This is a genomic window from Pseudomonas sp. ASL8 (assembly GCF_056680355.1).
In genome coordinates, this window is sequence record NZ_CM155278.1 from 2,427,737 (window position 1) to 2,441,598 (window position 13,862).

Genomic DNA, 13,862 nt, shown 5'->3' on the forward strand with positions numbered 1-13,862 from the left:
GAACAACGATGGATGCTGCATGCTCCGATCTGCTGGCCGAGGTTCGTGCTTTTCGCCAACGCTACCCTGAGGTGCGTTACGTCGACCTGATTTCCCTGGACATTCCCGGGCATTTTTACGGCAAGCGCTATCCGCTGGATATGCTTGAGAAAGTTGCTGCAGGCAGCGCCCTTAAACTGCCGCAGAATTGCGTGCTGCTGGGTGTGCAGGGCGGGCTGTTCAAAATTGGCGACTACTGCTTCAACGACGGCGACCCGGATGCCCGTCGCCGTCTGGTGCCCGGCACACTCAAGCCCGTGAGCTGGGAAGCACAACCCTTGGGGCAGATGTTGATTACCTCCGATGGTACCGAGGCGCCTATCGAGTTCGAACCGCGTGAAGTCCTGGCACAGGTGCTGGATCGCCTGCGCAGCAAGGGTATTCACCCTGTGGTGGCCTTCGAGCTGGAGTTCTATTTGTTCGATAAACAGCTGCGCGATGGACAGCCACAGTTCCCACGCGATCTGTTGACGGACGATGCCGATGATCAGCCGAATATGCACATCGAACGCTTGTCGCGTTTTGCCCCGGTGCTCGATGACATGGTCGAGACGGCGCTGGCCCAGGGCATCGACACCACGGTGATCACGGCCGAGCTGGGTCCGGGTCAATTCGAGATCAATTTTGGTCACCTTAATGACGGTCTGCGTGCCGCTGACTGGGCCGCTTTGTTTTGCCGCAGCACGCGTGGTGTCGCCCTCAAGCACGGCTACCGCGCCAGCTTCATGGCCAAGCCGTATTTGCAGCACCCGGGCAGTGGCATGCACGTACATGTCAGCCTCTACGATGAGAAGGGCAATAACCTGCTGGCAGCCAACCAACAGCAGGCGCTGCGTCATGCGGTGGCCGGTTGCCTGGAGCTGCTACCCCATTGCATGCCGATCTTCGCACCTAACCAGAATGCCTTTCGCCGTCTGGGCGGCACAGTGAACGCAGCGACGCGGGCCAGCTGGGGTTTTGAGGATCGAGATGCCTGTGTGCGGATTCCCGAGTCGGACCCGCAGAACCTGCGAATCGAATATCGTCTGGCCAGCGCCGACGCCAATCCTTATCTGGTTCTGGCGGCGATCCTGATCGGGCTGGAGAACGGCTTGGCCAACGGCCATGAACCCATCGCGCCACTCAACGAAGACCGCAGCAGCGGCATCGACTTTCCGCTGGAAATACTCGACGCAGTGCGTGCCATGCAAGACGAACCACGGATCCGCGAGGGCCTGGGCGCGGAGTTTGTCGACGTCTACTGCGAGAATAAACGCCAGGACCACTTGGCCTTCATGCAAGAAATCAATGCGCGGGAATACCGCTGGTACCTGTAAACAACGGCTGATGGCTTTTGTGCGCTGATGGATAACGCTGCCGCCTGAAAGCCGGCAGGTTTTCAGCGGTTGCTCTTGTTGGCGAACGCCACCAACAGGTCTTCAACCAAGACAATATGACGGGGCAGGTGCAGCTACTCGAAGCCTGAGTACTTACTTGTGCCGTCCTATCAACTGCAGGAACTCTTGACGAGTCGTGCTGGACTCTCGGAATGCGCCCAGCATGACCGATGTGTTCATCACCGAGTTCTGCTTTTCCACCCCGCGCATCATCATGCACATGTGCTTGGCCTCGATCACCACCGCTACACCGGCGGCACGGGTGACCTCTTGAATGGCCTCGGCAATCTGCCGGGTCAGGTTTTCCTGGATCTGCAAACGCCGCGCATACATATCGACAATGCGTGCGACTTTCGAGAGTCCCAGGACCTTGCCCGTGGGAATGTAGGCCACATGTGCCTTGCCGATGAAAGGCAGCAGATGGTGCTCGCACAGCGAGTAGAGCTCGATGTCCTGGACGATCACCATTTCATCGCTTGAAGAACTGAAGAGTGCGCCGTTGACCACGGTCTCAAGGCTTTTGCCATAGCCGTTACACAGGTATTGCATGGCCTTGGCCGCACGCTTGGGGGTATCGCGCAAGCCTTCCCTCTCAGGGTTTTCGCCAATACTCGAGAGAATCTCGCGGTACTGATCAGGCAGTTGGTCATTCATTGAATGTAGTCCTTGCAGGCTTGGCCTTGGGTAAGCGTCTTTATAATGTTGAAAATTCATGAAGGGGGCTGGACTCGGAGGTGTCGGGGCTACGGTGGCGCCGCAGTCAGCGGGATGTTCGCTTGAGGTTGATGACAAGAGGAGGGCAGCGACGCAGTGCTGGGTACCTGACCAGTACGACACCTTGCCAACTGCCCTCCGGATAAAAACTTATACGAAAAATAGTACTGTGTACAATTATTTGGCGTTAATCTCTCGCTAATAGCGAATATACTTGTACAGATTGATGGTTCGTTGATAGTCGTGTACAACATTTTGCGGTGTGACAGTCGCGGTGCACGCCTGTGAATTATTGCCTGACGGCCTGTCGGTACAGATGAGGAGAGCTGTAATGAGGACTAAAGCATTTTGCGGGGCGCCGACTCTGCCACTGGCGCTCTATGTCGATGGGGATTGTCCGTTATGCGCTCGAGAGGTTGCCTGGCTGCGGCGTCATGCCGATCCGGCCCGGTTGATACTGATTGATATCAGCGCGCCTGAGTTCGACGCGAGCGGCCTTGATCGAGATGTAAACGCGTTGCGCAATCGGCTTCATGCGCGCACTGCCAACGGCACCTGGCTGACAGGTATTGACGCCACCTTATGGAGCTGGCGCGCCGCAGGCCTTGGTCGATGGGCTGCGCCCTTGGCCTGGCCTCTTTTGCGACCGATACTTTTGATCGCCTATAAGCTATTCAGCGTATTGCGGCCACATCTTGCATGGTTACCTCACCCTGAAGGTGCCAGGCGCTGTAACTCTGCGGGTCAATGCAAAATACCTGACTGAGCGGTATGTTTGCGTTCAGGTCTACGAATGCATTGAGTTTGGCGCCACGGCGTCGGTGTAGACTGCGAGCAAGAATTAAACCGGTACCAGAGGAGAACGTCGGGTGAAATTTTGGCCAGTTTTAATGCTCTGTCTTTTGCCATTGGGTGCGCAGGCGCTTGAAGTCGGGGAACAGGTGGCCCCATGGACGCTACTGGATCAGTTCGATCAGGCCTACACCTTGAATGACCAGGCGCACACCTTGTTGGTTGCTCGGAGCATGGGTGCCGCCAAGCTGGTGAATGCCGCTTTGCAGGGCAAACCCAAGGGCTACCTGGAAGCGCGCAATACCGTGTTCGTTGCCGATATCGAGAAGATGCCAGCCTTAGTCGCCAAGCTGTTCGCGGTGCCCGCCATGCGCGCTTATTCCTACCGGGTCATGCTCGATCGCGAAGCGCGGGTCGTGCCACGTTATACCGGTGACCCCGACAAAGTACTGTGGCTGCAATTGCATAACGGGCGGCTGGTCAAAGAACAGCAATTCAGCACGGCTGATGAGTTGCGCAAGGCGCTTGATCAGCCATGATCAGCGCGCAGGTCCTGTCCACGGAAACCATGACCGTTGGCTGGCTACTCTATCTGCCCGTGCTGTTGTGGGCGGTGTGGCGTTCGCCGTGGGTCGAGCTGTTTACCGACAGTCGCCGCCAACACCTGCTGTTCGGGACCGTCTTCGCGTTGTTTCTGCTATGGCTGGTGCGGCGTGATTTCGATACCGGTGTGTCGTACCACTTCATTGGCATGACTGCGGTGACCTTGCTGCTCGATTGGCCGCTGGCAATTGTCGGTGGGCTGGTGGCGCAACTGGGTTTGCTGGCGCTGGGGCGGCAGGATCTTGCGGCTCTGGGGGTGAACGGCCTGCTTCTTATTGTGCTGCCGGTGCTCGTGACCGAAACCTGCGCGGTATTGGTGGAGCGGGCGCAACCGAAAAACCCGTTCGTGTACATCTTCTGCTCGGGCTTTTTTGCCGCGGCATTGTCGGCTTTGTTTTGCCTGCTGCTGGGGCTTGGTGTGCTGTGGTTCGACGGCCTGTTCGCCATGCCCGAGTGGCTGGAGGATTTTGTCGGCTACCTGTGGTTGATTATTTTCCCCGAGGCGTTTATCAACGGCATCGTGATCAGTGCGCTGGTGGTTTTTTGTCCCGAATGGCTCGAAACGTTCAATCGAACCCGTTACCTGCAAGCGCCGTGGAACGATGACGGGCCGCGCAAAGGCGACAGCTGATGGGGGTCATCAGCTGTCGCGCTTGATCAATGGTCGTGTGACGGCAAGTCGCCGGAAAACAGTTCGTCTTCGGCATCCGGGCTGACAGGGATCGCGTTTTCCCCTGCAGCCCAGGCGCCTAGGTCGATCAGCTTGCAGCGATCAGAACAGAAGGGGCGAAACGGGCTGGCAGTGCCCCATTCTACGGGCGCGCCGCAGGTTGGGCAGTCGATGGTCAATGGTTTGCTCATGGTTGGCCTCCACGCAAGGTTAAATAAAAGTGATGCAGACGCTCGACTTCGCTCTTCAGCCACGCGGGATCGCGGTCGTTGATGAGCACGTCATCGGCGTGACTCAGACGCTGCTCGCGGCTGGCTTGAGCCTTGAGAATGGCCTGCACCTGTTCCTCGCTGGTACTGTCGCGCTGCATCGTGCGCTGGATCTGCAACTGCTCCGGGGCATCAATGACCAGCACGCGCTGAGTCATCTTGTACTGACCGGACTCCACCAGCAACGGTGACACCAGAATCGCATAGGGCGATTCCGCGCGTGCCAGGTAACTGATGATCTCCTGGCCTATCAGCGGATGGAGCAATGTTTCCAGCCAGCGGCGCTGCTCGGGGTCCTGAAAGATCAGGCCGCGCAATGCGCTGCGGTCCAGCTCGCCATTGGCCTGCAGCACCTGGGCGCCGAAATGCTCGACGATCTTCGCCAGGGCTGGACGGCCGGGTTCAACCACCCAGCGCGCGGCATTGTCGGCATCCACTAAATGAACGCCGAGGTCGATAAAGTGCTGCGCCGCAGCGCTTTTGCCGCTACCGATGCCGCCGGTAAGGCCAAGAATCCAGGGTTTGAAAGCAGGGTTGGTCATTTGAAACCGGCAAACTGCATGTAGGAGGCGGTTATTTGACCACCCCAGAGCAAAGCAATCCACCCTGCAATCGCCAGATAGGGACCAAAGGGGATCGGTGTGCTGGTCGTGGCATTGCGCAACCGCAGCATAATCAGGCCGAGCACCGCGCCCACCAGCGACGACAGCAGAATCGTCAACGGCAGAATCTGCCAGCCACCCCAGGCGCCCAGCATCGCCAGCAACTTGAAGTCACCGTAGCCCATGCCTTCCTTGCCCGTGACCAGTTTGAACAGCCAAAACACCAGCCACAGGCTCATGTACCCGGCCACTGCGCCCCACAAGGCGTCATGCAGGCTGGTGAACAGCCCAAAGGCGTTCACGATCAACCCCAGCCACAACAGCGGCAGCACCAGTGCATCGGGCAACAGTTGGTGATCCGCATCGATCAGGCTCATCCCCAACAAGCCCCAGCTCAACACCAGCATCGCCGCCGCTGGCCAGCCAAAGCCGAAATGCCAGGCGATAAACCCCGAGAGCACGCCACAGGCCAGCTCAACCAAGGGGTAACGTTTGCTGATCGGCGCCTTGCAGCCTGAGCATTTACCACCCAAGAACAGATAGCTGATCACCGGCAGGTTTTCCCAGGCACGAATCGTGTGCGCGCACTGCGGGCACCGGGAGTGGGGCAGCATCAGGTTGAACGTTTCGCCGATGGGTTCAGCAGGTAGCGCCAATACTTCCCGAGCCTGAATTTTCCACTCGCGTTCGAGCATTTTTGGCAGGCGGTAGATGACGACGTTGAGAAAACTACCGATCAGAAGGCCCAGGATCAGCGTGGATAAAACAAAGGCCAGCGGTGAGCTGGCCAGGAAGTCGAGGAGGGGCATGTTTAGACTACGTTTCCGAGCTGGAAGATGGGGAGGTACATGGCGACGACCAATCCACCGACGACAACGCCCAGAATCGCCATGATGAAAGGCTCCATCAGGCTCGTCAGGCTATCGACCATATTGTCGACTTCGTCTTCGTAATAGGTGGCGACCTTGTCGAGCATGGCGTCCAGCGAACCCGACTCTTCACCAATGGCAGTCATCTGAATTGCCATGGTAGGAAAGACGCCGGTAGTTCTCATGGAGAAATTTAACTGCATACCGGTTGAGACGTCTTGTTTAACTCGATTGACCGCATTCTTGAATACAACATTACCTGTCGCGCCTGCGACTGACTCCAGCGCTTCGACCAAGGGTACGCCAGCAGCAAAAGTAGTGGAAAGCGTGCGTGCATAACGGGCGACTGACGACTTGTAAATAAGGGCGCCAATGATAGGTAGCTTCAACAAGCCTCTATCCAGACCATCGCGAAAACGTTGCGAGCGCTTCAGTGCGTATTTAAATCCAAATACAGCGATAGCTACGCCCGCAATCGCGGCTGGCCACCACTCCTGCATCATTTCAGAAAGGCCAATGACCATCATGGTAAACGCTGGTAGTTTTGCTCCGAAACCTTCGAAGACCATTTGAAATTGCGGCACAACTTTGATCAGCAAAATAGCTGACACAATGAATGCCACGACCAAAACCGCGATAGGGTAGGTCATGGCTTTCTTGATTTTGGCCTTAAGCGCCTCGGTTTTTTCCTTGTAGGTCGCGACCCGGTCCAGCAAGGTTTCCAATGCACCAGCTTGTTCGCCTGCGTCTACCAGGTTGCAGTACAACTCATCGAAATATTGTGGTTTTTTGCGTAGCGCCGTGGCGAAGCTGTTGCCCGCAGCTACTTCTTGTTTCACTTCTTCGACCAATTTGCGCATGTTCGGATTATCGAAGCCCTCTCCGATGATGTCGAAGGACTGCAGCAGCGGAACCCCCGCTTTCATCATGGTCGCCATCTGTCGGGTAAACAGTACGATATCCAGTGATTTGATTCTTTTGCCGGCACTAAAAATAGAGGCGGATTTTTTGCGCACTTTACTCGGTGTGATGCCTTGTTTACGTAACTGAGCTCTGATCAGCGCAGGGTTGTGCCCACTCAATTCACCCGTCAGTTTGGTGCCTTTCCTGTCGATACCTTCCCAAGAGTAAACACTGACTTTGACTGCTGTTGTTGCCATGTTTAGTCCTTGGTGACGCGGTTGATTTCTTCAAGGCTGGTGATGCCTTGCATGGCCTTCATCAGGCCGGAGGTGCGCAGGTCGTTAAAACCATCTTTACGCATCTGGATCGCGATATCCATGGAGTTGCCTTCCTCCATGATAATCCGTGACAGGGCTGGCGTATTTTTAACCACTTCGTAAATCCCTATGCGACCTTTGTAACCGCCATTGCAGTGCTCGCAACCGACCGGTGCATAAATCTTGAAGCTGCCGATGCGTTCAGGAGGAAAGCCTTCCTTGATCAGGGTTTCACGCGGAATATCGATTTCTTTCTTGCAATGGGTACAGAGTTTACGCGCCAGGCGTTGAGCGATGATTAAGTTGATCGCGGTCGCGATATTGAACCCCGCGACACCCATATGCTGCAGGCGGGTCAGGGTTTCAGCTGCGCTGTTAGTGTGCAACGTGGACATGACCATGTGCCCGGTCTGCGAGGCCTTGATCGCAATTTCAGCAGTCTCCAGGTCGCGGATTTCGCCGACCATGATCACGTCCGGGTCCTGACGCAGAAACGCACGCAACGCTTGGGCGAAATCCATCCCCTGTTTCGGGTTGACGTTGACCTGGTTGATGCCTTCCAGGTTGATCTCCACCGGGTCTTCCGCGGTGGAAATGTTGATGTCTTCGGTATTGAGGATGTTCAGACCGGTGTACAGCGAAACGGTTTTACCCGAGCCCGTGGGGCCGGTGACCAGAATCATCCCTTGCGGCTGTTTCAGCGCCTCCAGGTACAGTGCTTTTTGCTCGGGTTCGTAGCCAAGGGCGTCAATGCCCATTTGTGCGCTGGACGAGTCGAGAATCCGCATCACAACTTTTTCGCCCCACAGGGTCGGCAGGGTGTTGACCCGAAAATCGATCGACTTGGTTTTTGAGATGCGCAGCTTGATCCGGCCATCCTGCGGCCTGCGCCGCTCGGAAATATCCAGACCGGCCATCACCTTCAAGCGCGCTGCAATTCGGCCGGCCAACTGGATCGGTGGCTTGGCGACTTCATGCAAAATGCCGTCGGTACGCAGCCTCACCCGGTAAGACTTTTCGTACGGCTCGAAGTGCAAGTCCGATGAGCCCAGTTTGATGGCGTCCAGCAGCATCTTATTGACGAAGCGCACCACGGGCGCATCGTCGGCATCTTGACCCGCAATAGAGTCCTGCTTTTTATCGTCAGCGACCCCAACGTCTAATCCTTCGAGATCGACATCGGCGAGGTCGCCCATCCCCGAGGACTGGCTGTCGAAAAATTTGTCGATGGCGTCAGTGAGCTTGTTGTCCTCGACCAGAATGGCTTCGGTGGTCAGCCCGGTATTGAACTGAATGTCGGTGACGGCCTGGTGATTGGTCGGGTCGGATATCCCGATGAACAATTTATTGCCGCGACGCCACAACGGCAACACATTGTGCTGGCGAATCAGCTTTTCGCTGACCAGGCCTTTGGGCAGGCTGTCCTTGTCCAGGCTGCTCAGGTCCAGGAACGGCACGCCAAATTGCTCGGAAGCGATCTCGGCCAGCACCAGGCTTTTCACCAGCTTGTTTTGCACCAGGTAGCTGACCAGCGAAACCTTGTCGCGTAGGGCTTGTTGATACGCCTGCTGCGCAGTTTTTTCGTCGAGCAGGTTGGTCAGCACTAATTGCTTGGCCAAACCGGTAAGGACAACATCAGTCATAAAACCACCAGACACAGACAGTGGGAGGTTTATAGCGCAGTCGGACGGTGCTGCCAAATATAGCAAAGAAAAGTGACTAAAATTGTCAGTTTGTACTCTTTTTGGGGGTGTATCGATCACGAATATGCTTAGAAATGCATTGCCACCGTTAGTAAAATGGGTTGGCATAAACCGTGCTTTTGGTTAAACAATGCGACACCTAACTCACGCTTGGAGAAGTACCCAATGAAAGGGCAAAAAGGCTTTACCCTCATCGAGTTAATGATCGTTGTTGCGATCATCGGGATTTTGGCCGCGATTGCTATTCCGGCATATTCCAAATATCAGGCTAAAGCGAAGGTTACTGCGGGGTTGGCAGAAATAACAGCTTTGAAGGTTGGTTATGAAGACCTGATTAATCAGGGAACAGCCCCGACCAATGCTCTTCTTGCGGTTCCAGCCACTACTGCCAACTGTACTACAGTCGTAGGTGTAACAGCAGCAGCCCTCGTGTGTACTCTGGCAAACGCGCCTCCTGCTGTGGCTGCAGGTACTGTCACGCTTGCTCGTGCTGCGGATGGGGTTTGGACTTGCTCTTCAAGCGTTGGCGCGGATTATCTGCCAAAAGGTTGCTGATAAGCATCAAGTGATGATTTCAACGTCTTTTGTGGTTTGAGCATCAGAGAGCCCTACTTGTGAAAAACGGGTTCTTTTGCTGCTAGCGTTAGATTATTGCCGAAATAGCTCAGTCCGGTAGAGCAGCGCACTCGTAACGCGAAGGTCGTAGGTTCGATTCCTATTTTCGGCACCAGCTACATGTGTCCCCTTACTCCCAAGCTCCATTGAGTCAGGCTGTAAACCAGATAAACCGGCCATATTTGAGCCGGTTTTTTTGCGCTCGCCTTTTGCGGCGCGTCAGGGTTTGGTGCCTGCCTCCATGCGCAATGTTGCTGCGTCCGGCGCTTATATCCAGGCTTCAATTAGAGAAAGTTGCCTGCCGTCGACGCAACGCACGTTGCCACCTTCGATGAACGCAAACTCTTGCCCGTCGTGATCGACCAGTCGCTGCGGCGAGCAGAGGATCAATATGCCTATATCACCACTCCAGTCCCGGCGAGCATCGTCCTCAAGGTATGCGTAGACCTTCCGATCCTGGATGCGCCAGACGGGATTTACATGGTCGGGGTGTTTAACGTCATAGACGGAGTTGGGGTCGAGCACAAAAACGGCAGTCATCAATTGCCCCCTTCACAATCAACAGCCGACTGCCCGTAAGGCTGCGGGTTGTAGCGCTTATCTGGCGTGGGAGCTGTGTGCCCATGCCTTGAAAGCTTTGTCGATGACGCTGGGTGACAGGTGCACAGCCACTGTCTAGCTCGCGTCTCCGACCTGCATTGGGTAATCGGCGGTGGTCATGACACCTGCTCGCTCGAGTACTAATGCTGTGTAGAAATTAGTACAAAACGGCTCAATTATGTTGCCGTCCGTCGCGGATCGCGACGCGACATTACACAGAGCGCTCTGCGCATGCGCGGGAGCAGTCCTGACTCCGATTTCCACGCATGAAAAAGCCCGATCACTGATCGGGCTTTTTCATGTTCTGGCAAAACGTCAGAGGCTCAAACGCATCGAGAGGTCCACGGCTTTTACGTCCTTGGTCAGCGCACCAATGGAGATGTAGTCGACGCCGGTTTCGGCAATCGGCAGCAGGGTAGTGTCGTTGATGCCGCCGCTGGCTTCGAGTTTGGCGCGGCCGGCGGTGAGGCGGACGGCTTCGCGCATGTCGTCCAGGCTCAGTTCGTCGAGCATGATGATGTCAGCACCGGCAGCGAGGGCCTGGTTGAGTTCGTCGAGGCTTTCGACTTCGACTTCCACCGGCTTGCCGGGGGCGATTTTACGGGCGGCGCTGATGGCTTGGGCAATGCCGCCGCAGGCCGCGATGTGGTTTTCCTTGATCAGGAAGGCGTCGAACAGGCCAATGCGGTGGTTATGGCAGCCGCCGCAGGTGACGGCGTACTTTTGGGCCAGGCGCAGGCCCGGCAAGGTTTTACGGGTGTCCAGCAGTTTGACCTGGGTGTCGGCGACTTTGTCCGCGTAGAACTGGGCGCACGTCGCAACGCCCGACAGCATTTGCAGAAAGTTCAGCGCGCTGCGTTCGCCGGTGAGCAATGAACGCGCGGGGCCTTCGAGGTGGAACAACGCTTGGTTGGGCTTGACCCGATCACCATCGGTGACCTGCCAGTGCACGGCAACGCGGGGGTCCAACTGACGAAAAACCGCATCCACCCACGCCGTGCCACTGATCACTGCGGCGTCGCGAGTGATGATGGTGGCTTTGGCGAGGCGTTCTGCGGGGATCAATTGGGCGGTGATATCGCCACTGCCAACGTCCTCAAGCAACGCACGGCGCACGTTGGCTTCGATTTCGGCAGTCAGGTGGGCGAGGCGTAGATTTGGCATAGCGGGCTCCACTTTCTAAGTGGCCGGAGTATAAGGCACCCCACCGCCGCAACCCACCCCGTGACACGCCCCTTGTCTAAAGCCTTGGCGTGCAGTTGGTCGGTTTTATCGACGGCTGTGCGATAGATGACGTTTTTGACGGTCTATCCAGCGCAGGTCATTTTCTGCGGGATGAAGAGTTCGCTGGCATAACAGACATCTTTTGCAAGATACTCCGCCTTGCAATTGACGTCATGGCTTTGACGGAAATCGAATTTAAAGGAAATCGCTTTACAGGCACGGCTTACACGTCTTGTCTGTCAGAGGGGTTTTGACTGTATTCAAGAGGAAGCTTGCATGCAAAACGACGGAAAAGTGGTGCCGTTGAATAAGGTAACCCCTGAGCAAGCGGCGAGTTCGTCGCTGGCCAGGCTGCCCGTCGTGCTGTTGCAAGTCCGCGATAAAGCCGCGCAGCAACTCAAGGAAGCGCTGCAAACCTTGTTCGATAACGCTGACGACACATTGTTCGAAATGGCGGATCGGGCGCACAACAACGCCGAACAGAATATTTTCTTCGAGGCCATGCGCGACCTGCGCCTCAAGCGCAAAAGCATCGAGCGCGGCTTTCTCGACAAGTTTTTCGAGGCCTTCCTGCGTCTGGGGCAATACGAGGTCAACGAACCGATCATTGCGCCGCCCGTGTCCTTCGACAAGCTGGCATTGGTGCACAACGACGACCTGGAAAGGACGGTTGCCGTAGAGGCGATGGTCTCCAAAGTACTGAGTCGCGATGGCTTTGCCTTGGGCCAGTTGACCACGCGCTTGAACACCCTCATCCCCAAGCGTTTGAGCGACGAAGCCAACCCTATGGGGCCGGCCTTGTTGTGCGATTTCTTTTTGCAGGCAGGGCGCAGCCTTGGCGTGGAAATCAAGGTCAAACTGATCATCTTCAAGCTGTTTGAAAAGTACGTACTGGCCGATGCTGATCAGTTGTATGCCGAAGCCAACCAGTTGTTGATCGACAATGGCATTCTTCCTGAACTCAAAGCCGCGCCTGTGCGTCGCGCCGCAGACCGTGCGACCGCCAGCGTGCGTTTAACTCAGGGCGCTGAAGAGGCTGTTTCGATACGCGCCAGTCAGAAACTTGAACAGGACGTGCAAGAGGTGTTTGCGGCATTGCAGGAGTTACTCTTGCTCGTGCGCGGCCGTGTGACGCCCCCGAATGAAGCCAACAGCGAAACCAGGCCGATTTCCAGTCAAGACCTGTTGCGCCTGTTGTCGCATATGCAGCAGTACGTGCCGACCCCGGACGCGCAGGATGATTTCGATCTGCGTAATCAGCTGGATCAGTTGTTGGCCCGGGTCAGTATGAGAAGCGGCAAGTTTCGCGTGGTGGCCGTGATGGATGAGGACGTGATCAACCTGATCGCGATGCTCTTCGAGTTCATCCTTGATGACCGCAATTTGCCGGATTCGCTCAAGGCTTTGATCGGGCGGCTACAAATCCCGATGCTCAAGGTCGCGGTACTCGACAAAAGTTTCTTCAGTCGCGGCACCCATCCGGCGCGGCGGCTGCTCAATGAAATCGCTTCAGCCGCGCTGGGCTGGGGCGGGCGTGACGATAATCTGCGCGACAGCCTGTACCTGCGGGTCGAACACATCGTGCAACGCCTGCTGAATGATTTCGTCGATGATCCGGCGATTTTTTCCGAGTTGCTCGCGGACTTTCTGACGTTCACCAACGATGAACGTCGGCGCAGTGAGTTATTGGAACAGCGCACCCGCGATGCTGAAGAGGGTCGCGCCAGGGCCGAGTTGGCTCGCCAGCGCGTCCAGCAGGAATTGAACCAGCGTCTGCTGGGCAAGACATTGCCCGAGGTGGTGGTGCGCCTGCTGGAGGAAGCCTGGAGCAAGGTGTTGTTGTTGACCTGCCTGAAGCACGGTGAGCAGTCAGCGGAGTGGAGTGCGGGCCTGGCGGCCATGGACGATCTGATCTGGAGCGTCGAGTTGCATTCGGAGGCCGATGCTCGCCAGCGCTTACTGGATCTGGTGCCCGGTTTACTCAAGTCGTTGCGTGACGGTCTGACCAGTGCCGCGTTTGATCCGTTTGCCACCAGCGAGTTTTTCAGTCAGCTGGAAGCCTTGCATGTGCAGGCCTTTCAGCACTTCGCACGTCAGCAGGAGCTTCAGGAAGATAACCTCGCAGCCCCTGAGCCAACGCCTGAAATGGTTCAGGTGGTTGAGGAAATCGTCCTGCTTGCGGCCGGTGAACAACCGGTCGGCGAGCCCTTGGTTCGCTTGGCGGATGACGATGTCGCGCTGCTTCAGGTCGACACGCTGCGGGTAGGCTGCTGGGTGGAGATGCAAGAAGATGACGATCAGGCAATGCGTTGCAAACTGGCGACCATCATTGAGCCCTCGGGCCGTTATATTTTTGTTAACCGCAGAGGCATGAAAGTCCTGGAAAAGACCCGCATGGGCCTGGCTGTGGAGTTTCGCCGTGGCGCCATCCGCCTGCTGGACGATGCGTTACTGTTTGATCGAGCGCTGGAATCGGTGATCAGCAATTTGCGTCGGCTCAAGCGCGATTAACCTGTCTGCCTGACACAGGCCTTCTGTGCAGGCTGTGGGAGCGAACTCAGTCGCG

General features: G+C 56.4%; 14 protein-coding genes and 1 tRNA gene. 7 read left to right on the forward strand and 8 right to left on the reverse strand.

Annotated features, from left to right (window positions below):
* The first annotated feature begins 8 nt into the window (after nucleotides 1–8).
* A complete protein-coding gene (locus tag AC1MEA_RS11085) occupies nucleotides 9–1,355 on the forward strand; it encodes a glutamine synthetase family protein (protein WP_480917814.1) in 1,347 nt (448 codons plus the stop codon).
* 153 nt (nucleotides 1,356–1,508) lie between these two features.
* On the opposite strand, the gene folE is transcribed toward AC1MEA_RS11085, so the two are convergent.
* Complete coding sequence (gene folE, locus AC1MEA_RS11090) at nucleotides 1,509–2,069, reverse strand: GTP cyclohydrolase I FolE (protein WP_219062339.1); 561 nt, start codon at nucleotides 2,067–2,069, stop codon at nucleotides 1,509–1,511.
* A 391-nt stretch (nucleotides 2,070–2,460) separates the two neighbouring features.
* Between folE and AC1MEA_RS11095 the strand changes: the two genes are divergently transcribed.
* The 3 genes from AC1MEA_RS11095 to AC1MEA_RS11105 all read left to right on the forward strand — a co-directional run bounded on the left by AC1MEA_RS11095 (nucleotide 2,461) and on the right by AC1MEA_RS11105 (nucleotide 4,155).
* Complete coding sequence (locus AC1MEA_RS11095) at nucleotides 2,461–2,895, forward strand: thiol-disulfide oxidoreductase DCC family protein (RefSeq protein ID WP_480917815.1); 435 nt, start codon at nucleotides 2,461–2,463, stop codon at nucleotides 2,893–2,895.
* A gap of 103 nt (nucleotides 2,896–2,998) precedes the next feature.
* Complete coding sequence (locus tag AC1MEA_RS11100; protein WP_480917816.1) at nucleotides 2,999–3,460, forward strand: hypothetical protein; 462 nt, start codon at nucleotides 2,999–3,001, stop codon at nucleotides 3,458–3,460.
* The gene (locus AC1MEA_RS11105; protein WP_480917817.1) at nucleotides 3,457–4,155 is read left to right on the forward strand and encodes an energy-coupling factor ABC transporter permease; all 699 of its coding nucleotides are present in this window, start codon (nucleotides 3,457–3,459) and stop codon (nucleotides 4,153–4,155) included. Before AC1MEA_RS11100 ends, AC1MEA_RS11105 begins: the two co-directional genes overlap by 4 nt.
* A gap of 26 nt (nucleotides 4,156–4,181) precedes the next feature.
* Here AC1MEA_RS11105 and yacG read toward each other — a convergent pair whose 3' ends face one another.
* From yacG to pilB, 5 genes are read right to left on the reverse strand one after another with little or no spacing between them, the layout of a single operon-like run.
* Nucleotides 4,182–4,385, reverse strand: coding sequence for a DNA gyrase inhibitor YacG (gene yacG / locus AC1MEA_RS11110; RefSeq protein ID WP_219062335.1), 204 nt, complete (start codon nucleotides 4,383–4,385; stop codon nucleotides 4,182–4,184).
* The gene (gene coaE, locus AC1MEA_RS11115; RefSeq protein ID WP_449636476.1) at nucleotides 4,382–5,005 is read right to left on the reverse strand and encodes a dephospho-CoA kinase; all 624 of its coding nucleotides are present in this window, start codon (nucleotides 5,003–5,005) and stop codon (nucleotides 4,382–4,384) included. The genes yacG and coaE overlap by 4 nt, the downstream gene beginning before the upstream one ends.
* Nucleotides 5,002–5,874, reverse strand: coding sequence for a prepilin peptidase (locus AC1MEA_RS11120; protein ID WP_480917818.1), 873 nt, complete (start codon nucleotides 5,872–5,874; stop codon nucleotides 5,002–5,004). Before AC1MEA_RS11120 ends, coaE begins: the two co-directional genes overlap by 4 nt.
* Nucleotides 5,875–5,876: 2 nt before the next feature.
* Nucleotides 5,877–7,094 carry a type II secretion system F family protein gene (locus tag AC1MEA_RS11125; protein ID WP_480917819.1) on the reverse strand — a complete coding sequence of 406 codons (1,218 nt, stop codon included), beginning with the start codon at nucleotides 7,092–7,094 and terminating at the stop codon, nucleotides 5,877–5,879.
* A 2-nt stretch (nucleotides 7,095–7,096) separates the two neighbouring features.
* Complete coding sequence (pilB, locus tag AC1MEA_RS11130; protein ID WP_480917820.1) at nucleotides 7,097–8,797, reverse strand: type IV-A pilus assembly ATPase PilB; 1,701 nt, start codon at nucleotides 8,795–8,797, stop codon at nucleotides 7,097–7,099.
* A 225-nt stretch (nucleotides 8,798–9,022) separates the two neighbouring features.
* Here pilB and AC1MEA_RS11135 point away from each other — a divergent pair, with 225 nt between their 5' ends.
* On the forward strand, nucleotides 9,023–9,412 hold the full coding sequence (locus tag AC1MEA_RS11135; protein ID WP_480917821.1) for a pilin: 390 nt from the start codon (nucleotides 9,023–9,025) through the stop codon (nucleotides 9,410–9,412).
* A 98-nt stretch (nucleotides 9,413–9,510) separates the two neighbouring features.
* Nucleotides 9,511–9,587, forward strand: a tRNA-Thr gene (locus tag AC1MEA_RS11140).
* A 152-nt stretch (nucleotides 9,588–9,739) separates the two neighbouring features.
* Here the strand turns inward: AC1MEA_RS11140 and AC1MEA_RS11145 are convergent.
* Nucleotides 9,740–10,012, reverse strand: coding sequence for a hypothetical protein (locus tag AC1MEA_RS11145; RefSeq protein WP_480917822.1), 273 nt, complete (start codon nucleotides 10,010–10,012; stop codon nucleotides 9,740–9,742).
* 375 nt (nucleotides 10,013–10,387) lie between these two features.
* On the reverse strand, nucleotides 10,388–11,236 hold the full coding sequence (gene nadC / locus AC1MEA_RS11150) for a carboxylating nicotinate-nucleotide diphosphorylase (RefSeq protein WP_480917823.1): 849 nt from the start codon (nucleotides 11,234–11,236) through the stop codon (nucleotides 10,388–10,390).
* A 336-nt stretch (nucleotides 11,237–11,572) separates the two neighbouring features.
* Here nadC and AC1MEA_RS11155 point away from each other — a divergent pair, with 336 nt between their 5' ends.
* The gene (locus AC1MEA_RS11155) at nucleotides 11,573–13,807 is read left to right on the forward strand and encodes a DUF1631 domain-containing protein (RefSeq protein WP_480917824.1); all 2,235 of its coding nucleotides are present in this window, start codon (nucleotides 11,573–11,575) and stop codon (nucleotides 13,805–13,807) included.
* The last annotated feature ends 55 nt before the right edge of the window (nucleotides 13,808–13,862 follow it).